Source organism: Streptomyces blattellae, assembly GCF_009709555.1.
In the GTDB taxonomy this organism is placed as follows: domain Bacteria; phylum Actinomycetota; class Actinomycetes; order Streptomycetales; family Streptomycetaceae; genus Streptomyces; species Streptomyces blattellae.
On record NZ_WJBG01000213.1, the window covers coordinates 151,200 to 170,816 of the forward strand.

General features: G+C 69.2%; 15 protein-coding genes. 2 read left to right on the forward strand and 13 right to left on the reverse strand.

The annotated features are described in order from the left end of the window. Nucleotides 1-49: 49 nt before the first annotated feature. From GFH49_RS29410 to GFH49_RS29455, 10 genes are read right to left on the reverse strand one after another with little or no spacing between them, the layout of a single operon-like run. On the reverse strand, nucleotides 50-1,348 hold the full coding sequence (locus tag GFH49_RS29410) for an MFS transporter (protein WP_155059085.1): 1,299 nt from the start codon (nucleotides 1,346-1,348) through the stop codon (nucleotides 50-52). Then, complete coding sequence (locus tag GFH49_RS29415; RefSeq protein ID WP_155059086.1) at nucleotides 1,338-2,669, reverse strand: ATP-grasp domain-containing protein; 1,332 nt, start codon at nucleotides 2,667-2,669, stop codon at nucleotides 1,338-1,340. The genes GFH49_RS29410 and GFH49_RS29415 overlap by 11 nt, the downstream gene beginning before the upstream one ends. Continuing rightward, a complete protein-coding gene (locus GFH49_RS29420) occupies nucleotides 2,666-3,871 on the reverse strand; it encodes a saccharopine dehydrogenase C-terminal domain-containing protein (protein WP_155059087.1) in 1,206 nt (401 codons plus the stop codon). The genes GFH49_RS29415 and GFH49_RS29420 overlap by 4 nt, the downstream gene beginning before the upstream one ends. Then, nucleotides 3,861-4,925 (reverse strand): saccharopine dehydrogenase, encoded by a 1,065-nt coding sequence (locus GFH49_RS29425; protein ID WP_155059088.1) that lies wholly within the window; start codon nucleotides 4,923-4,925, stop codon nucleotides 3,861-3,863. The genes GFH49_RS29420 and GFH49_RS29425 overlap by 11 nt, the downstream gene beginning before the upstream one ends. Before the next feature lie 52 nt (nucleotides 4,926-4,977). Then, nucleotides 4,978-6,111 (reverse strand): cytochrome P450, encoded by a 1,134-nt coding sequence (locus GFH49_RS29430; protein ID WP_155059089.1) that lies wholly within the window; start codon nucleotides 6,109-6,111, stop codon nucleotides 4,978-4,980. 40 nt (nucleotides 6,112-6,151) lie between these two features. Next, nucleotides 6,152-7,360 carry an acyl-CoA dehydrogenase family protein gene (locus GFH49_RS29435; protein ID WP_155059090.1) on the reverse strand — a complete coding sequence of 403 codons (1,209 nt, stop codon included), beginning with the start codon at nucleotides 7,358-7,360 and terminating at the stop codon, nucleotides 6,152-6,154. A 55-nt stretch (nucleotides 7,361-7,415) separates the two neighbouring features. Next, complete coding sequence (locus GFH49_RS29440; RefSeq protein WP_155059091.1) at nucleotides 7,416-9,641, reverse strand: iron-containing redox enzyme family protein; 2,226 nt, start codon at nucleotides 9,639-9,641, stop codon at nucleotides 7,416-7,418. Then, nucleotides 9,638-10,609, reverse strand: coding sequence for a beta-ketoacyl-[acyl-carrier-protein] synthase family protein (locus GFH49_RS29445; RefSeq protein WP_155059092.1), 972 nt, complete (start codon nucleotides 10,607-10,609; stop codon nucleotides 9,638-9,640). Before GFH49_RS29445 ends, GFH49_RS29440 begins: the two co-directional genes overlap by 4 nt. Then, nucleotides 10,606-11,475: an isocitrate lyase/PEP mutase family protein gene (locus GFH49_RS29450; protein ID WP_155059093.1), complete on the reverse strand. Its 870-nt coding sequence runs from the start codon at nucleotides 11,473-11,475 to the stop codon at nucleotides 10,606-10,608. Before GFH49_RS29450 ends, GFH49_RS29445 begins: the two co-directional genes overlap by 4 nt. A gap of 47 nt (nucleotides 11,476-11,522) precedes the next feature. Beyond that, nucleotides 11,523-12,308 (reverse strand): thioesterase II family protein, encoded by a 786-nt coding sequence (locus GFH49_RS29455; protein WP_328288300.1) that lies wholly within the window; start codon nucleotides 12,306-12,308, stop codon nucleotides 11,523-11,525. Nucleotides 12,309-12,788: 480 nt separating this feature from the next. Here GFH49_RS29455 and GFH49_RS29460 point away from each other — a divergent pair, with 480 nt between their 5' ends. Together GFH49_RS29460 and GFH49_RS29465 are read left to right on the forward strand one after the other, a co-directional pair. Next, a complete protein-coding gene (locus GFH49_RS29460) occupies nucleotides 12,789-13,643 on the forward strand; it encodes a LuxR C-terminal-related transcriptional regulator (protein WP_196218161.1) in 855 nt (284 codons plus the stop codon). An 80-nt stretch (nucleotides 13,644-13,723) separates the two neighbouring features. Further along, a complete protein-coding gene (locus GFH49_RS29465; protein ID WP_155059095.1) occupies nucleotides 13,724-14,956 on the forward strand; it encodes an IS701 family transposase in 1,233 nt (410 codons plus the stop codon). Between the two features lie 265 nt (nucleotides 14,957-15,221). Here the strand turns inward: GFH49_RS29465 and GFH49_RS29470 are convergent, their stop codons facing one another. From GFH49_RS29470 to tnpC, 3 genes are all read right to left on the reverse strand, one after another. Further along, entirely contained in the window at nucleotides 15,222-16,187 is a 966-nt protein-coding gene (locus tag GFH49_RS29470) for a DMT family transporter (RefSeq protein WP_230396558.1), read from the reverse strand. Nucleotides 16,188-16,461: 274 nt separating this feature from the next. Next, entirely contained in the window at nucleotides 16,462-17,859 is a 1,398-nt protein-coding gene (locus tag GFH49_RS29475; RefSeq protein ID WP_155059096.1) for an IS1380 family transposase, read from the reverse strand. 246 nt (nucleotides 17,860-18,105) lie between these two features. Beyond that, nucleotides 18,106-19,536 (reverse strand): IS66 family transposase, encoded by a 1,431-nt coding sequence (gene tnpC, locus GFH49_RS29480; protein ID WP_155054304.1) that lies wholly within the window; start codon nucleotides 19,534-19,536, stop codon nucleotides 18,106-18,108. Nucleotides 19,537-19,617: the final 81 nt, after the last annotated feature.

Consider the following 19,617-nt stretch of genomic DNA (forward strand, 5'->3'; position numbering starts at 1 on the left):
CGGGACAAGATGCCTGGCGGTGGGGGTGTCGTAGGGGGCGGTCCGGCGATCAGGCCGTCGGTGTCTCAGTCAGGACCGGGGTCTGCTTCCGCCCGTCGGGCGGCAGTGGCGGCTGAGGCTTGCGCACGGCGGCCAGGCCACAGACAGTGGCAACGAGGGAGCCGAGGGCCACAACGGGCCAGACCAGGCCGCCGCCCAGTTGCAGAAACAGCCAGCTGCCGATCATCGGACCGACGGCGGTGCCGAGGCCGAACATGAACTGGAAGCTTCCGATGTAGCGGGATCTCAGGTTCTCCGGGCCCGCGCTCGCCGGATAGGCGAACACCGACGGGCCGCCCAGTATCTCGCCGATGGACCAGACGAGGGTGCCGATGACGACGGCCGCGGGCCCGATCGGCAGGCCGTATACCGCTACCCCAGCGCCCACCAGGGCGAACCCGAGGCCGACCGTCACCTTCAGTGGCCATGCCTGGGCGAGTTTGGTGACCAGCAGTTCGAAGACGATGACGATGAAGCCGTTGAGCGATACGGCGAAGGTGTACCAGAAGAGCGCCATGCCGGCGTCCTTCATGTAGAGCGGCAGTGTGGACGTGTACTGCATGTAGACAGCGGCGTGGCAGAAGGCCGCGATCAGGTACAGCACGAACCGCCGGTCACGGACCACGGCCGCATAGCCGCCACCCGACCGCTTCTCCTCCGCATCCTTCTTGGTCTTCCCATCCGCGGTACGGGCAGGCAGCGTCGTCCAGGCGAGAACCGCGTAGAGCGTGGCAATCAGCGCCTCGCCCCAGAAGAGCAGGGTGTACTGGTGTCCTCCGGCGTTGTACAGGGCGTAGCCGAGGAGGGGCGCGGCCGTCGCCCCCACATTGAGCCCGAACCGGTACATCGCGAAGATCATGACCTGCCGGTTCGCGGGAGTCAGCTCCGCCAGCAGCATCGCCGACGCGGGCCGGAAGAGCTGGGCTCCAAGGCTGACCAGCGCGATGGCCGACAACAGCAACGGCAGGCCGGGCAGATAGAGCAGAGCCGCCGTCAGGACGCTGGTGCTGCCCATCGAAACGACCGTGGCGTTGCGGACGCCCATCCGGTCCGCGAGGGTGCCGCCGATCAGCGATCCGACGACGGCACCGCCACCGTACACGCCGAGAGCAAGGACAGTGCTGCCCGCAGAGTAGCCCCTGGCCGTCAGGAACAGCACCAGGAAGACGTTGAGGAAGCCGCTGAGGCGGTTGACGAGGACCCCGGCGAGCACGGTCTTCACCGAGAGCGGTGCCTCCCGGAACGTGGCCCATACGGTGGCCGGTCCGTCGGTCACCGCCTCGCCCTGGGCTACCTGATCAGCTGTCATGCCCGTCCACCGTCCGTATCGCCACGTTCACCGCAGCGCGCACCTGGGCTTCCAGCTCGTCGAGCTGCCGGGGGCTGGGGGCGTCGATGAGGAAGGTCACCGCCCGGTCGTCGGAGCTGGCCAGCGGGGAGAGCGTGGCCCCCTTCTCCTTGAGCACCAGAACCGCGCGCAACGTGGGCGGGGCGTCCGGTCCGCCTGGGACGATCTCGGGCCACATCCCGCCGTCACCGACCCATACAGGCGCCACACCCGGCCAGTCGACGCTGACGCCCTCCAGGATGCCGGGCTCGTGGTCCAGGTAGACCTGGCGGGCCCAGCGGCGCGGCGCCGGGTAGGCGGCGGGCTCGCCCAGCGCGATCCGGATGATTTCGGGCTCCAAGGGGGCCCCGGTTGCGAGTTGATAGAGCGCGAGCAGGCCGTCGCCCGGGGTGCGGGCCGCGATCTCCATCAGATACGGCTGGCCATCGGCGCCCGTGCGCCATTCCGCGTGGGCGATGCCGTCGCGGAATTCCAGGGCCTCCAGCAGCCGCTGGTTGGCCGTCAGAAGCGTCTCATCGGCCCCCGTGTGGGAGTTGGGCACCGAGTGGGAGAGCTCTACGAAGGTGCGGGCGGCAGATTCAGTGGTCTCCTTGCGGGTGACGGACGCGAAGATGACTGTGCCGTCCTGCACAAGACTTTCGACCGAGTACTCCTGGCCTTCGGTCTTCTGCTCGACCAGAACGGTCTCGTACTCGGGGTACTCCGCGAGTAGCTCCCGCAGTTCGGAGGCGTCGGCCACGGTCGCCACGCCTGAACTGGAGTGCCGGGTCGCGGGCTTGGCCACCGCCGGATACCGCAGCGAGCCGAGGTCGACGTCCTCGCGCTCGCCGGGCGGGATCACCAGGGAGGCGGGGCTGAACTCATCCAGGTACCAGCGCTGGAGATACTTGCTACGGCACACGCGTGTCGCGCGCAGACCGGGGCCACGGAGGCCGAGGGCGTCACCGAGCAGCCCGGTCGGCTCCACCAGCGTCTCGCCGACCGCGTACGCGCCGACGATCGAGTATCTGTGCCGCCAGGTGCGGGAGCGGGCGATGACGCCGGGGACGAACGAGCCCTCCTGGTCGAGCGAGCCGTCGACAAAGGCGATGTCGTCGATGAGCGACGCTGGGTGCTCCGGGTCCTTCATGCACTGCTGGGCATGCCTGCGATAGTTCTCAGGCGTGATGAGCAGGACTTTCAGGCCTCGATCGGATATCTCGTGCAGGTAGCGCGGGTTGCGGCAGACAACCCAGAACGCGCCGGTGAGGACGACGGCCTCGGGTCGTACGGTGGCAGTCATGCCTTCTCTCCTCGGGGGGCAGGGACGCTGTCGACGAATGTGCTGTGCAGCCCGGCCGCGTCCAGGAGTTCCATCCAGCGGGCGGTCTCGTCAGCGGACTCCGCGGCGCGGTTCAAGCCGGCGGGCAGCGCCCCGGCCAACATCCGCGTGATGCCGGTGACGAGCGGCAGAGACACACAGCGGGCCATGGCGCTCTCGGTCTCGTCGCCGGTCAGGTCCAGCAGGTAGGACCCTTGCCAGCGCGCGCCGCCGGTGGCACGGACGTCGAGCGCGACGGACAGCACGACGCGGTCGCGGTCGGCGTCGGTGGTGGGGTAGCGGGCGGCCAGGTCCTTGGCCAGGGAACGGATCTCCTCCTGGTCACCCGTGCTCACAGTGGTGAAGACATCGCTCCAGGCCTTCCGCCAGCCCTCGTTGCGCAGGGTGCCGCGGACGAATGTGCGCAGTCGCCAGCCCTCCGGGACACCGTACTGCGCCACGAACGGCAGGCTGTCGCGATTGGGATAGACCTCGAAGACCTCGCCACCGAGGCGGTGCGTGCGGGAGGCCTCCCAAGGACGGGCCACTGGGCGCTCCACGCCCTCGTCGATGGTGCGGGCCGGGGAACCGAGGGCGGCCAGGACACCGTAGGGCGCCCAGCTGAAGCGGTAGCGGAAGTCATTGGGAACGGCGGGAATGCCACCGCAGTAGGAGGTGAAGTCGACTGATTCGGCCGTGTCGCCGACCGCCGCGCGGGCGCGTTCGACGAGCCGGTGGGCCATCAGGTGGTCGATGCCCGGATCGAGTCCGGCCTCGGCGAGCACCACGACGCCCGCGTCCGCCGCGGCCGCGGCCTGTTCGGCGAGGGCGTCGGAGACGTAGCTGGTGCAGGCGAAGTGGGCCCGGCGGTCGAGTGCCAGGCGCAGTAGGCGAAGGTGTTCGGCGGCGGGCAGCATGGAGACGACCACGTCGCCGGCGCCGACCGCGTCTTGGAGGGCGTCGTCCGAGAGCGCGCGGACCTCGGCGCGGCCGGCCAGGCCGAGTGCGGTCAGACGGTCGGCGGCGCGTTCGGCGGTGCGGTCCCACAGCACCACGCGCTCAGCCCGGTCGCACAACAGGCCGAGGCCGGACGAGCCGGTGGACAGGCCGGTGCCGATCCAGTGGACAGTGCCGCTTGTGGGGGCGGGCGCAGCCGCCTCGGTGGTGTTTCGACTAACGGGCATGGGTGCTTCCTTTGAGGACGGTGGTGGCGGCGGTCCCGAAGGCCAGCAGCGCGCGCTCCCAGGCCGTGTCGGCGTCGTTCAGTCGCAGCAGCTGGGGGTACAACTCGGCTGAAAAAGCACGGCTGGACTCGACGGGCAGCAGCGAGGGCAGGTTGTCGATGGCGATGAGGTCGGCCGGCCGATCGCCCTCGCGCAACCGCCGGACCGGGTGCTCCCAGTCGGTGATCTCGTCGTAGACCGGCAGGACGTTGCACTCGGAGGTGACGTCGCAGGTGACATCCGCGATGAGGGAGAGGCGCCGCCCGGGGGCGTCGAGGTCCTCGGAGGTGAGAAAGGGCGGTACGGGCCGTGTGGTGAGCACGGTGTTGACAAGGATGTCGTGATCGAGCAGTGCCGTCCGGTCCAGGGCGCGGGTCTCAGCCATGTCCCAGCGGGTGGGGGTGATGCCCGCCGTCTCCAGGGCGTCGCAGGCGCCGCGGCCGCTGCGGCCGAGCGCACCGATCACCAGGGCCCTCTCGTCCGCCGGTGGTTCCCCGGCGGCAAGCCGACCGTCCAGTGCGGACCGGTCCAGCGGGTGCAGCGGGGCCCGGAGCAGGCCGCGGTGGTGGAGCACGGCCAGGGCCGCGCCGACGTAGCCGGCCCAGTAGCCGAAGGCGGCCACACGCCGGCCGTCGTCGTCCGTCAGGTATTCGAGGTCCAGCAGGGCTCCGCCGCCGGACGTGAACCGGCCGAGCAGCTCCCGGGCGCCGGTCTGGCCCTTGTAGGCGTGGCCGAAGTAGATGTGACGGTGCACCAGGTGGTTGGGCGCGTCCGGCAGTTCCTTCAGGCCCAGGACGTAGTGGTCCCGAGGGGCTTCGGTCCAGCTGCCGGCCGGGGCGGTACGGCAGCCGGCGGCGACGTAGTCCGCGAGGGGGAAGGAGCACTGCGGCGCCTCCTCGACGGTGATCTCGACACCCTCGGCGACGAGCCGCGCGGCGTCCTCGGGGACGAGCGGCGCCCGGCGCTCACTGTTACGGGACTCGTGCCGCATCCACAGGCGTGGCCTGTCCGACATCAGATTCGCACTCTCTCTTCGACGGATAGCTGTGGGTGGGTCGTATGAACGGCTAGAGCACGGGGATGCGGGCGTTGGCCAGCGGTCGGTACGTCACCTGGCCCGGCAGCTCCGCCGGGTCGAAGCCCGCCGCGAGCAGTTCACGGACGACCGCGACCGCCACGGTGACGGCCAGAGTCTCCCCCGGGCAGCGGTGGGCCCCAGCGCCGAAGGTGAAGACCGAGGGGTCCTGGCGGCCGGGCCGGAAGGTATGCGGATCGGGGTTGGCGGCCGGGTCACGGTTGGCGGCGGCGAGGACCACCAGCACCTGCTCGCCCGGAGCGATCTCGCCCCCGTCGTGGCGGAACGGCTCGGCGGCGAAGCGGCGGGTGTTCTGGATCGGCGCGTCGTGGCGTACGACCTCACGGACGAGCGCCTCGGCGTCGGCGGGGCCGGAGGGCGTGCGCGCACCGCGAGCCAGCGCCACCAGGGTGTTGCCGATCAGCCCGGCCGTGGCGTCGTAGGTCTGGGACAGGAAGCCCACCGCATTGGCCAGCAGCGGAGCGGTGCGGGACCAGGAGGCGCGCCGCGCGGCCCGTACGAGTTCGGCAAGCAGGTCGGTGCCGTCCTCCCCCCGCTCCAGGCCGGGACCCAGCAGTTCCTGGAGCCGGCCGGCCGCGAGCGCCGCGGCCTTCTGCTGCTCGGGGGTGGCGGAGGCGGGGATGCACCGGACGAAGTCGCCGATGAGCCGGCCGGCCTCGGCGTCCGCTCCCCGGTCGAGCCCGCAGAGCGCCGCCACGACCCGGGCGGGCACGCCGAACATCAGCTCCTCGAAGGACGGCCGCCCACCCGTCGCGAGAACGTCACGGGTCCGTTCGGCGACCAGGCCGGCGGCGCGCACCGTGTCGACGCACCCCAGAGCGTCGACGACCACAGCCTTCAGGCGGTGCTGCGGTCCGCCGTCGGTCATCCGCACCAGGTCGCCGAAGACGTCGCCGGCGGGGGTCCCGGCGATTCCGGCGGGCACCGGCTCGGCGGGCGGACGCACCCGCAGGGCGGTGGCGGTCAGTACGGCTCGTACCGCCGCGGCGTCGCACGCCACCCAGGCGCCCACGGCCTCGTCGAATGCCAGCGGACGCTCGGCCACCAGCGTCGCGTAGTAGGGGTACGGGTCCGGCTGCCGGACCGCTTCGATCGGGGTGGTCACCCGGGAACTCCTTGTTGACGGAATGGGGGAACTGGGGTGGTCAGAGGTCGCGGGCGGCACGGTCGGCACGACGGGTGTCGAGGGTTCCCGCGATGGTCAGCCGCATGATTTCCGAGGTGCCCTCATAGATCCGCAGCGAGCGGATCTGCCGGTACAGGCGCTCCGTGACGCTGTCCTTGACGACGCCCGACGCGCCAAGCAGTTGCACCGCGGTGTCGACGATGCGCTGGGCCTCCTCGGTGGCGTGGAGCTTGGCGATGCTGGAGTGGCGGGCGAAGCGGTGGCTGCCGCGGTCGGCCTCCCAGGCGGCGCGGGCCACCAGCAGGGCAGCCGCGTTCAGCTGGACGTCCATGTCGGCCAGGGACGCCTTCGTCAGTTGGTGGTCGATGAGCAGGGACCCGCCGACCTGTCGGGTGCGGGCGCGCGCCAGAGCGGTGTCGGCGGCACGGCGAGCGAAACCGAGCGCCGCCGCGCCCACGGTCATCCGGAAGCGTTCGAGCAGGTCCATGGCGATGACGAAGCCCCTCCCGGGCTTGCCCAGCACGGCCTCTCGTGGCACCCGGCAGTCCTCGAAGGCGAGGTGGGCGAACGAGCGGGGGGCGACCGGGGCCGGCCGGCCACTGATCCGTAAACCGGGGGTGTCGGCGGGGACCAGGAAGGCCGTCAGCCCCAGCGGGCCGGGGCCTTCGCCGGTTCGGGCTATGACGACGTACAAGTCGGCGATGGTGCCGTTGGCGATCCACGCCTTGTGCCCGTTGAGGACGTAGCCACCGTCGTCGGTGCGCTCGGCGGCGAGACCGACGGCGGCTACGTCGGAGCCCGCCTGTTCCTCCGAGACCGCGAAGGCGCCGACGAGCGAGCCCTGCGCCATGCGCGGCAGGTAGCGGAGCTTCTGGTCTTGACTTCCGAAGCGCATCAAGGGGGTCGCGGCCAGTGCCTGGATCGAGAAGGCGAAGTCGGCCAGGTCCTCGGCGTACGCGAGCGCCTCGCGCATGAGGCAGAGGGTGCGGTGGTCACCCGGTCGCTCCTCAGGATCGGAGCCGGGGTCCAGGAAGGCGAGCCAGCCGTCCTCCCCCAGCCGCCGTACGAGGCGCAGGCCGGCCTTGTCCGGGTCCTCCGCTCGGACTTCGTCCCACAGTGCGGTGCGGTCGTCGCACCAGGTGCCGATGGCGTCGGCGAGGCGACGGTGCCGGTCGTCGTAGAGGGGAAGGTTGAGGATTTCCGGGTCGAAGCTCGTGGTCGGGTCCAAGGTGATTCTCCGTGTTGGAAAGAGGGGTGGAGGGGCGGTGGTTGTGCACGGAGGATCAGATGAGCAGGTCGACGTCGTCGGGCGGGGCGGGTGCGGAAGCGGCCGGCGTCCGCTCCTGTGCCCGTACCTGCTTGACCAGCTGATGTTCGACGAAGTAGGCGAAAGAGGCGTAGCCGCGCCAGATGCGGCGCCATTCCTGCTGGACGGCCGCGTCGCCGGAGTGGCGCCGCACGTCGTCGAGGTAGGAGACGATGATGTCGGCCGACTGCCGGGCGTGTCCGGCGGAGAAGTTGTCGATCGACAGATGCGCCTCCTCGTAGGAGACGTCGAACTTGTGGCGGCGCAGCTTCTGTATCTCGTGGAGCCGCATTTCCCCCAGACCGAACATCTCGATGCCCAGGTTGTAGCCGAGGATCTCGTTGTAGAACGTGTCGGGGAAGAGCGACAGGCAGACCTGATGGATGGAGAACCCGTAGAGGTGGTCGGGGAGGTCTCCCTGTTCGAGGAATTCCGGCTGCCGGATGTGCGGCAGGTGGATGTCCATGCTGGCGAGGACCTGGTGGATCAGCGTGATGTGGTTCTTGGTGACGTCGCCGCGGCCCATTTCGTCGGCGTAGATCCCGAACAGCATGGCGTCGCTCTGCCGGTGGTTGCGACCGAGGTTGCCGATGCGGTGCGCCCAGCTGCCGTCGATGAGGCTGCCGAGTGCGAAGGTTGTCTGCTCGAAGATGACCTCGTCGCGGTCGGGGATCTCGGTGAGCGGCTGGTAGGGGTCGACGAGCTTGTCCCAGTAGACGCGCTCGACGCGCTCCATGAGCCCCTCGGGCGTGTAGTCGAAGTACTCGGCGTTGGTGAGCCGTCCGCCGGCGCCGTGCGTGAAGAGGATTTCCGCGTCGGTGAGGCCCGCCTCGGCCCGGTCCCGGGCGGTGGCCAGGATGTGGGGGTACTGCTCGACGTTGACGACGCGGTGGAACAACCGCCGGTCGTCCAGCCCGCTTTCGGCGTCGGCGATGACGACGTCCTCAGGTGCGGTGCGGCGCAGGGCCTCGGCCCAGGCGTCGGCCCGGTCGTCTCCCGCGGTGTTGGCGGCGAAGTCGAGATCGGCGGGTTCGCCGGCTTCGACGGCGTGCGCCCATGCCGTGAAGGTGGCCGCCTCGCGCTCGTCGAAGATGCCGAACATCGGGCCGCCGAACTTGATGGACTTCAGGAACCGGCAGGTTCCGTCACGGCCGGGCCTCAGCTGCCGCGAGGCTCGGAATTCGGCGATGAACGCGGCCAGGTCGACGGGTTCGGAGCCGAGCCAGTCGGACAGCAGCCGGTCGCCCATGCGGACGCTGCGGTGCTGGCGGCCGGCGAACGGCGCGTGGCGGGCCACGATCTGCGCGACCCTGGCGTCCAGGGAGAGTCCCTCGTGCCAAGCGGCCAGTTCGGTGAGCAGGGCGGTGTGCTCCCGCTCCAGCCTCAGGACGAGGGCGATCGCGGCGAGCGTGCGGCGGCGGTCCGCGTCCCCGGTCGGTGACTGGTCGGTGAGCGAGAGGTAGTCGGCGAGGACGGTACGGGCCTCCGCCTCCGGCAGGTGCGGCTCGGTGCCCAGGAGCAGGTCGTCGATGCCCAGCGCGGCCATGGCGTAGTGCACGCCGATCACTTCCGGCAGGAAGGAGGCCGGCAGCCGGGAGAGGGCGAGGTGGAAGGCGGCGTGCAGGACAGTCAGCGGGCGGGCCTCGGCCTGCCGGAGGAAGTCCGAGGCCTCGATCTCGGGCAGGTGGACACCCAGTTCGGTCAGGGCGCGTCGGCGCCGGGCCAGCTGCCCACGTTGCGGGATGCCTTCGCCCTGCAGGTGGAAGTACTGGCCGAACAGGCGGTTGACGATGACGGACGGCTGGGTGGCGGCCTGCGAGACGGTGTCGAGCCAGCAGCCGCCCAGCAGGGCGAGGGGAGCGCGTTGGCGCAGCACGAGCTCGCGCGTCTCGGGGGCGGCCTCGCGCAGCGCGAAGAGGTCCGGCGCGAGTTCGGTGCGGGTCTGCTCCAGCCACGCGGCGATGGCGTCGGCGTCTGCGCGGGGCTGCGACGGCGCTGCGGAGAGGAACGCCTCCAGGGTGCGGCGGGCGACGAGCAGCGTGGTCTCGCTCTCCTGGTCGCCGAGTAACTGCCGGAAGATACCGGCGGGTTCCCCGGCGATGACCGCCGCGGCCTCCTCGGCGGCCTTAGGGCTGAAGTGGAAAGGGGCGCGGGGCAGCGAGGTGGTCAGGTCGGGAAGGGGGAATTCAGTGTGTGCGTTCATCGAAGCTCCCGGGTTTCGGTTACCGCCGCCTCGGATGTCGGTGCGGTGGGCGGCTTGCGCAGCAGCACGCCGACCCTGACGCCGGGCACGCTTGCCGCCAGCAGGTAGTGGCCGTCGTCCCGCAGCTGCCCTGCCGCGGCCCGGTCCGTGAGGTTGATGAGCGGATCGGCGGCGAAGCAGTGGCCGATGCGGGGGATGTTGTCGAGGAACAACTGCTCTTTGGTGAACCCGGCCTGCCGCTCCTTGAGCACGACGATGGGCTTGTAGAGGTTGAGGTGCAGGACACCGTCGATGTCGCCGATCTTCATGTCGGCGGCCTCGAGGATGCGTTCGTTGACCGCGCGGGCGAGGTCCGAGCTGATCTCGTTGGTCCACTCCAGGGCCCGGGGGTCCTGCGCGGAGGCCCCGGCCACGATCTCGTAGGCGTCCGGCCCCTGGGGAGCGTCGCTCACCAAGGCGGCAGCGGCGCCGTCGCTGAACAGGGCGAAGTTCTCCATCCGCACCGATTCGTCGGAGACCCGGTCGGTGGTGACGACCAGCACCGTGCGGTGGTGTCCGGCGGCCACGAGCGCCTGTGCGGTGCGCAGGCCCACCAGGAGGTTGGTGCAGCGGTTGAGGGTGATGCCGGTGAACGCAGCGTTGTCCAGGCCAAGCCCGGACATCACAGTCTCGACGAACTTTCCGTGGGTGCGTGGGCCGCCGGGGAAACGGGTGGAGCACAGCACGAGGCAGTCGACGGACGAGGGGGCGGTCCCGGCGGCCTTCAGCGTCGCCAGACCGCTGCGCACGGCCAGGGTCTCCAGGCTCTCGTCCGTGAGCCTGACGCTGCCCCAGCCCCACAGCGATGCCTTGGGAGGCATGCCGAACTCCCGGGCCTTGCGGGGCAGGTCCTTGACCGAGGTGTGGTCGGCCTCGGTTTCGCCGATGACGTAGCGGGGGGCGGACAGATGTACCTGTGCGACATTCACGGTGCGGAATCACTCTCCGGGCCGGCCGGTCGGGCCGGCACCATCATCGCGTTGGCATCGGGGTACGGGACGGCTTCGGCCCCGAACCCGAAGGTGCCGAGGTCACGGATCTCCTTCGCCGCGCGAACGACCGCACCGAGCGCGGCCCGGGACAGCGCCGAGCCGACGCTGATCCGTCGCACCCCCAGGGAACCCAGCTCAGCGACGGTCAGCGGCAGTGCGGGCGAACCCATCAGCACGTTGACCGGGCGTCCGACGGAGGAGCACACCGCTCGGATCGCGTCGGCGTCCGGCAGCGCGGGCGCGTAGAGCACATCGGCGCCGGCCTCCTCGTACGCCTTCAGTCGGCGGATGGTGTCCGGCAGATCAGGCCTGCCCTGGAAGAAGTTCTCGGCCCGCGCGGTCAACGTGAAGGGGAAGTCGAGCTCCCTGGCTGCGGCAACGGCGGCAGCCACGCGCTCGACGGCCTCCTCCAGAGGGCGTACGGGGTCGTCGGCGCGGCCGGTGGAGTCCTCGATCGAGCCGCCGACCAGGCCCGCGGCGGCGGCACGCCGGATGGTCTCGGCGACCTCCTCGGGCGCGTCACCGAATCCGCTCTCCAGGTCCGCGGTCACCGGCAGGGTGGTGGCGGCGACGATCGACCTGGCGTTGTCGAGGACGTGCAAACGAGTGAGAGAGCCGTCGGGCAGGCCGCGGCCGTGGGCCAGGCCCGCGCCGGTGGTGGCGAGCGCGGAGAAACCGAGCCCGGTCAGGACGTGTGCGGTGCCCGCGTCCCACGGGTTGGGGACGACGAAGGGGTCGGGGCCCTCATGGAGCTTGTGGAAGGTGACGGCCCGTCGGTACTGGTCGGTGGCGGACTGGCTCATGGTCGTATTCCCTCTGCGGTACTCGTGAGGCAGGTGTGAGGCACTGCTCAGATAACCTCAACGTGCGTGCCGCCAGGTGGATTCGCGCCACGGTCGGCGCTGAGGAGCGACCGGAGGACATCAGTGACGGCACTGGGCCGGCCATCGAAGTAGAAGTGGCCGCCGTCGGCCCAGTGCTGGGTCGGCTCGTCGGCGCATTCGCGCGTCCAGGGTTCGAGACCGTCCTCTTTGACGTGCGGGTCGTCGGCTCCGTTGATGAGGGTGACGGGCACGGACAGCGGGGCGCCCGGCCGGTAGATGTACTGCGCGACCATGCGGAAATCTGCCTTCAGATGCGGCAGCAACAGCTCCTGCAAGGCCTCGTCGACGACCACTTCGGGCGGCAGCCCGCCGAAGAAGCCCACGGCCTCGGTGAACGCACGGCCCTCCAGGCGCGCAGTCTCCACCACGCGTCTGCTGGGCAGCAGCGCGGGCGCCGAGCAGCCGGAGGCGACCAGGTGGCGGCAGTCGGGCAGGCCGCCGACACGGCGTGCGACCTCGAAGGCCAGGACCGCACCGAAGCTGTGTCCGAAGAGGACGAAGGGCCGGTCAGCGGTGGCGGCGATGGCGGCGGCCGCACCGTCGGCGAGCTCCATCACGTCAGTGGCAGAGGGTTCTTGGTATCGGGGGCCACGGCCCGGGGGGCAGACGGCGACGATCTCGGCGTCGTCTCCCATACCCCGCTGCCAGCCGAGGAACGAGCGCGGGTTTCCTCCCGCGTGGGGGAAGCAGTAGATGCGGGCAGCGCACTCGGACACTGCCGAGTCACGCAGGAACCACGGGGAAGAACTCACAGGAATCTACCGATCTCTCGCACCTTGGAGCGGTCAGGCAGCCGACCGGGGACCGGCCACATTCCAGCCGACATCGGCGAGCGTGACAGCTCCGGTCGGCTGCGGGAAGTCCAGGAGCGGGAGTGCGCAGACCACCGGTGTTCCCGCCAGAGCACCGGTAGCAACAGCGAATCCGGCGCGGACTACAAGCGAAGGCCGTCCGGGCATACGGGAGGGTAAAGAACTCGACAACATGTACCCATGCCTCTCTTACCAAACGTGCACGCAGGAATCGAGGAGATTTTCCAGAGGATGGCAAGGCGGCTCGCCCAACACCAACCACTGAGGTGACCGCGGCTCGAACTGATCACTTGGTTTCAATCTTCCTTGCCTCGGGCCCGGATTGAAGTTCTAGGATGGCTCAGGTTTCCGCACCCCTGAAAGCCGAGGGATCCATTACGGAATAAAGATGTCGATAACGGACAAATGGGAGGGATGGCCATGACATCAACCGAGCAGCAAAATAAGGACATGTTGGGGCGATTTGAGAGCGAAACGGCTACGCGGCAGGAAGGGCCGGAGGGTGCGCTGCGATCCATTGCCGAACGGCTGGATGCGCTTTCTCGACTAACCACCGACCACCTCATTGACATCAACAGTACGAAGAAGTCAATGAGTGCGTCAATTTCCGAAGAATCCCACATCGAATACCTCCACGGACTGGACGCGATCAGCTCCGCCATCGACGACGCGCTCACCGGCGCGCAGCAGGAAATACTGACCGCGCAGCCCGATGGTCCCCGCCCGGGCCAGGTTCTGGACAACGCCCTGGAATCTGTACGTCCCCACATCGAGGCCGGGGTTACCATGCGTACGCTCTATCAGCACACTACGCGTTTCGATGAAGCGACGAAGAACTACGTGCGGACGGTCACCGATTACGGAGTAAAAGTACGGACCCTGGCAGAATTCTTCGACCGTCTCATCATCATCGACGATTCAGTGGCATTCATTTCCGCCAACGAGAGTCGAACCGTGGGACTGGCAATCAGGGAACCAGCAATCGTGCGCTTCCTCAAGGACACCTTCGAACGCTCCTGGGACCGTGCGAAGTCCTTCCCGTTCGTCCCCCTGCACGCCGCGAAGGCGGCCGACGACGTCATCCCGTCGCTGCGTGAGTCGATCAGCAGGCTCCTCATCGGCGGCTACTCAGACAAGCTAATCGCACGCCGCCTCGGCATCAGCGAACGGTCGTTGCAGGGTCATATCGCGGCGATGAAGCAACAGTTGGGGGCGAACACGCGGCTGCAGCTCGGCTATCTGCTGGGCAGGGACGAGACCACGCTCGTGCTGTGAGCACCATAAGGCGACGCCCCCGGTACTACAGCCGTGACTCGTGTCCGTGTCCGGTCGGTGGGTGACGCATTGACCGGTTCGTGAGTACGGAGCGGGTAGTTCGGGTCTGGGCGGGCTGGTTCGATGACTTCTTCGCCGGGCTGGCGGGGGTCTTCGGGCGGGTGGAGCCGCGCCGGATGGCGATGGCGTATGTGAAGGCGCTGATCGCTCCGGTCGAGCGGAAAAACGGCTGGCAGATCGCCGAGCATGTCGGACATGCGACGCCGGACCGGGTGCAGTGGTTCCTGGCCCGATCGACCTGGTGTGCCGATCAACTCCGCGATGCACTGCGGTCGTTCGTGGTGCAGTTCCTGGCCCGCGAGGACGGGGTGCTGATGCTGGACGAGACGGCGTTCTTGAAGAAGGGGCGGATGTCGGCCGGGGTGGCCCCGCAGTACGCCGGGATCACCGGGCAGATCGAGAACTGCCAGGTCGCGGTGTTCTGCGCGTACGCCACCGACACCGGACGGGCGCTGATCGACCGCGAGCTGTACCTGCCCGCCGCCTGGTGTGAGGACTCCGGCCGCTGTCGTGCCCAGCGCATCCCCCGTCCGCGGGCGAGGGCGGTGGTGACCAAGCCGGAGCTGGGCCGGCGCATGATCGAGCGGTGTCGGCGGGCGAGGGTTCCCTTCGGCTGGGTGGCCGCCGACAGCGCGTCTGGCCAGGACCGCAAGCTCCGCGCAGCCCTGGAGCGCCGCCGCATCCCGTATGTGATGGCCGTCCCGGTCGACGAGACCGTGATCACCCGCGGCACCGGAAACCTGCGCGTGGATCAGTTCGCCGCCGCCGTCCCGCTCGTCTTCGAGCGCCGCTCGTGCGGGGCCGGGGCCAAGGGGCTGCGCTCCTACGACTGGGCGCTGGCCGAGGTGACCTGGCCCGGTGGCGCCGAGGGCGGTCCCCGCCGTGGCTACGTCCATCTCCTGCTGGTGCGGCGCTCGATCACCGGCCCGACCCAGATCGCCTACTTCGCCGTGCACGCCAGGGCCGGCACCCCGATCGGCGAGATCGTGCGTGTGATGGGCCTGCGCTGGAGCATCGAAGACTGTTTTGAGACCGCGAAGTCCGACTGCGGCCTGGACCACTACGAGGTTCGCACCTGGGACGCCTGGCACCGGCACATCACCCTGTCCATGGCTGCCCGCGCCTCCCTGACCATCACCGACACCCGCACCCGCGACCTCCAGGAACCAGACGCACCCGACCAGCTGCCCACCGGGGCCGATCCGGTCGAGACGCCCGAAAAAGGGGACCATCGGGGGTTGTTGAAAAGCTGATCTGCTACACCGCCGAGGAGATCCGCCGCCTGCTCAACCGACTCCTCTGGGCCACAGCACCCCCGCCACCGGTAATCGTGATCGCCCAGTCGCGCTGGCGCCGCACCCACCAGGCGCGCGCACAACGCTGCCACTACGCCACCCGCGACAAACGAGATCGCGAGTCACGGCTGTAGTACCGGAGGACAGGCGAATTCCCGGGGGCGCTCGTACATATGCGGGGAGGCGGGGGCGAGGACCGTCCATGTCCTGCGCTGCGCTCAGGTCAGCGCGTCGGCTCCACCGAGGAAGCCGTAGTGCCGTCCTGCACCGGCGGGGCAGACGGCGGCGGCGTCTGAGAAGCGCGGCCGGGGCGCAGCCGTGAAACGGCCACGCCGCCCAGGCAGACGGCGCCACCCAGGAGCGTGACCCAGCCGGGCACTTCCTCCAAGGCGATCCAAGAAATGAGAATGACGACCGCCGGCACAGCGTAGGTGGTCGCGCCCAGCCGCCCTGCGGTGGTCCGCGACAGCGCGTAGGCCCAGGTACTGAACGCCAGGGCGGTCGGGAACAAGCCCAGATAGACGACGTTGAGGACCGCTGAGAGCGGTGCTGCGGACAGATCCGAGACGAGTTGCCCAGTGAACGGCAAACATGCGACGGTGCCGATGAGGCAGCCGAACGTCGTCACCTGCATCGGTGTGGCATGCCGCAGCGCGGGCTTCTGCGACACCACGCCAGCCCCGTAGGCGAAGGCCGCCAGCAGGCACAGCCCCACACCCAACACCGATGACGAACCGCCGCCAGACGTGGAGAAGCCCACCACGACCGCGCCCACGAACGACACTCCCATGCCGGCAAGCAGCAGGGGCGGGAACCCTTCCTTGAGCAGCCAGCCACCCAACAGCGCGATCACCATGGGTCCGATGTTGACGACCATGGCGGCGGTGCCGGCGTCAACCTTCTGCTCGCCCCAGTTCAACGCCACCATGTAGCACCCGAACCAGAGCACTCCGGAGCATATGATCCCGGGCCATGCCTTGCGCGGCGGTATACCGCCGCGCTTGACCAACAGAACGCACACCAACGCGAGGGAGCCTGCTGCAAGCCGCCCGAGGGCTAGGGCTCCGGGTTCGAAATAGTCCGCCGATGCACGAATGGACACAAAGGCCGAAGCCCATAAGACGACCGTGACCGAGGCGGCAAGCAGGGCGCCACGGTCCATTTCGGAACGCTTGCTCAATGGGTTCATGCGAGCGATCTAACCATGTGCAGGGGTCATCAAACGGACCGACGCCGGATGCTGCGGATCAGTACTCCAACCTGTCTTCGCGGTACGTCCCCGGGTCACCACCCGTGCACCTAAGCCTTGATCCACCGACGTGGTCCGAAAGTGATCTTGTGGCGGGTTTCTGAGCTGGTTTGGGTCGGCCGACAGCCATGAGCGTGCTGTATCAGCTGGTCTGCCCAGCTTTTCCACGGTTTTGGTTCCGGTCGGGCCCTGGCGGGCGGGATGGTCGGGGGCGTCAGGCCGGTTTGGATGGGCGGTGGACGGTGTCGAACAGTTGCATCCACGCGTCTTGCCAGGGCCATCGCTGCGGTAGGTGCAGGGTGAGGCGCCGGGCGGAGCGGGCGAGGCGGGCCGGAACCTGGACCAGGTGGGCGCGGAGGGTGGCGGTGGTGGCCTTGGCGTGGAAGGCGGAGGCCAGGGTGCCGACGGCCCGCAGCAGGTTGTAGGCCATCGCCCAGAGGGTGAGCCAGGCGGCGTTGGCGTGGAAGTGTCCCGAGGGCAGGTGGGCCAGGGCGGAGGCTTTGCTGTCGGCGATGACCTGTTCGACGACGGCGTGGTGGCGGTGTTCGCGTTCGGCCTGGAGGGTCTCGGCGGGGTTGTCGGTGAAGAACGGGTGGTAGCGCCAGACGGGGAACAACTCGCCCTGCTCGCCCACGGTGGCGGGTTTGGCCAGGTCACGGACCCGGCGCACGATCAGCCGGGCAGTGACCCGCTCACTCTTCTTGCGGCTGGCGAACGCGGTGTAGGCGGGGATCTCGGCGACTTCGGCGTCCGAGATGAGCTCGCCGGTCTCGGGATCGGGCACCGCCGTGGGGTAGGTGATCTGCTGCCAGGCAGTGTCGGGAATAGCGGCGATGGCCCGTTTGATGGAGGGATTCATGCCGGTGGTGAGGGAGAAGTGGGCGCCGGCCCGGCGGCAGGCGGCGGTGACACCGGCGTTGTAGAACTGCGAGTCCGCGCGCGGGATGCGCACTCCGGTGCAGCCGGCCTCGGCCGCGGTGGCCAGTGCTTCGCTGACGAATTTCGGGGCGCCCCGGGAGTCGGCTGCCTTGCCGCGGCGCATCCGCACGGTGGCGATCACTGGCCGGGAAGCGGGGGTGCAGATCGTGGCGAGCAGGGGATGCAGGGTGCGGATGCCCTTGAACCGGCCGTATTCGGCGCCCTGCTTGGTGCGGCCGTAGACGCGTTTGTGGGTGGAGTCGACGTCGATGAACGCCTTCTCGCCGGCGCCGGGCAGCAGCGGGGTGTGCGCGGCCAGTGCGCCGAGGAACCCGCGGTGCACCGCGTGCAGTTGGAGGGCGTGACCGTGGGTGAAGGAGCGGAGGAACGTGCCCAGGGTGGAGGGGGCACGCACCTCCTGGAACACGGCCGGCATCGCACCGTGGCGCAGCATGTCCAGGTCGTCGATGCTGTCTGCCCCTGCGACCATGCCGCCTACAAGGCTGGTGACCTTGGCGTCCGCTGCCGCACCCGCGCCGTTGCCTGCCCCGGACAGCCTCACCTTCTCCGTCACCAGCCGGGGCAGACCGCACCGCTCGGCCAGCCGCATCACCGGGACCAGCCCGGCATGCGCGATCAGATTCGGCTCGTCGAACACGGCAGAGACCGCCGAAGCGGCATGGGAAGATTGCATCTCGCGGATGTTCTCTCGATCTGTGGACATGGAACCTTGAAGAAGTCCCATCATCCCAGGTCAGAGGGCATCCGCGCCTTCATGTCCAGGCTCTGAACCGGCTGTTGATCGGTGGATTCAGGCTAAGGCAGCCTGGTGCGCAATACGTGACCGCCGACCGTACCCCGAAGCACATCGGCATCACCTTGGGGAGTACGCATTCAGAAGGAATGGGCCTGATCGGTGACGGTCGGTGAGAGTGGCTGGTCAGGTGGTCTGTGCGATGGGTGGCATCCAGAGTTTGCCGGTGAAGGCGCGGTGGATGGCCTCGAAGGTGGTCAGGCCGTGCTTGCGGGCGGAGTCGAGGTAGGAGCGCACGGCGAGCCAGGCCGTCGCGCCCGTGTCGGACTGATGGCAGCCGGAGATCTTCAGCTGGGTCTTGACCGGACGCAGGGCCCGTTCGCCGCAGTTGTTGGTGAACGGCACGTGCCGGGGATCGTCGGCGAAGCGCAGGACGTCGTGGGCCTGATCGCGAAGCCGGGTCAGGAGGTTGTGGGCCGGGCTCTGCTTCCGGCCCGGCACTTTGGGATGGAGACTGAGCCCGACCTTGATGCCCTGGTGGAACGCTTCGCAGTGCAGCAGGAGCGCACCGGGGGTGATCTCGGCGGTCTCCTGGTTCCGGACGCGTACGGCCTGGGTGTTCAGTCCGGCCAGGGCCCAGCGGATCTGCTGGTGCCACTTCTGGTCGGGAAAGTCCTCTTCGGCGGCGGTCAGTTCGCGGATCAGGTGGGCTCCGCACAGCTGATGGGTGCAGGAGTCGTAGCCGGCATACAGGGACAGTGAGTCGTGGACCAGGACGCCCCGGTAGTGCGGGAGCACCTTGCCGGCATCTGCTCCGGCGCGCGAGCGCGGGGCGAGGTGGAGCAGGGTGAGGAAGTCGGTGCAGGCCACGTGGAGCCAGCGCCGGGTGGTGCCGATGCGGGTGGTGGTCTCATCCGCGTGGAGCACGTGTCCCATGATCAGCAGGGCACGGATCAGGTTCAGACAGTCCTCGACCAGGCCGGCGGCCTCGGGGAGCAGAGAGGCGACCCAGCCGGTGGAGACCTCGGCCCCGGTCACGTCCCGGATCAGGATCGTGGTCCGCTCGACGGGGATGTGCTGGAAGACCAGCAGGTAGACGGCCAGGGCACGCAGGTTGGGGCCATAGGAGGAGGGCGATCGGGCGACCTGGCCGGGCATCGGCGAGGCGGTCACCGTCCCGCACGCGCACCGGCAGCGATGGGCCCGGTGCTCGGTCACCTTCACCGTGGTCAGCGGGATGTCACGGACCTGACGGCGCTCGAAGCCGATGCTGTCGTCCTCGCCCAGCGCCCGGCCGCACCCGGTGCAGGCCGCTGGAAGGTGGTCCTCGGTGACATCGGGATCAGCGACCATGCACAGCCCAGATCCGTCGGCACCCGGCTGGCGTCCCCGCTTGCGGCCGCTCTTCGGTACCGGCTTCTTCTCCGGCCGACCGAAGGTGTCCGAGGACGGTGGCATCGAGGAGTTCCCCGAGTTCCGGCCAAGCCGCCGCTCCAGCTCTGCCACCCGCGCCGTCAACCGCTCATTCGCCGCGGCCAGCTCCTCGTTCTGTCGCTGGAGCAGCCCGATCACCGTGAGGAGGTCCTCACGCGACGCAGACTCCCACCCCGACGACATGACCACGGATCCTGCCGCACCCACCCGCAACCTGTCACATCGTCAGACAGCGAAGCCGATCACGACCTGCTGAATGCTTAC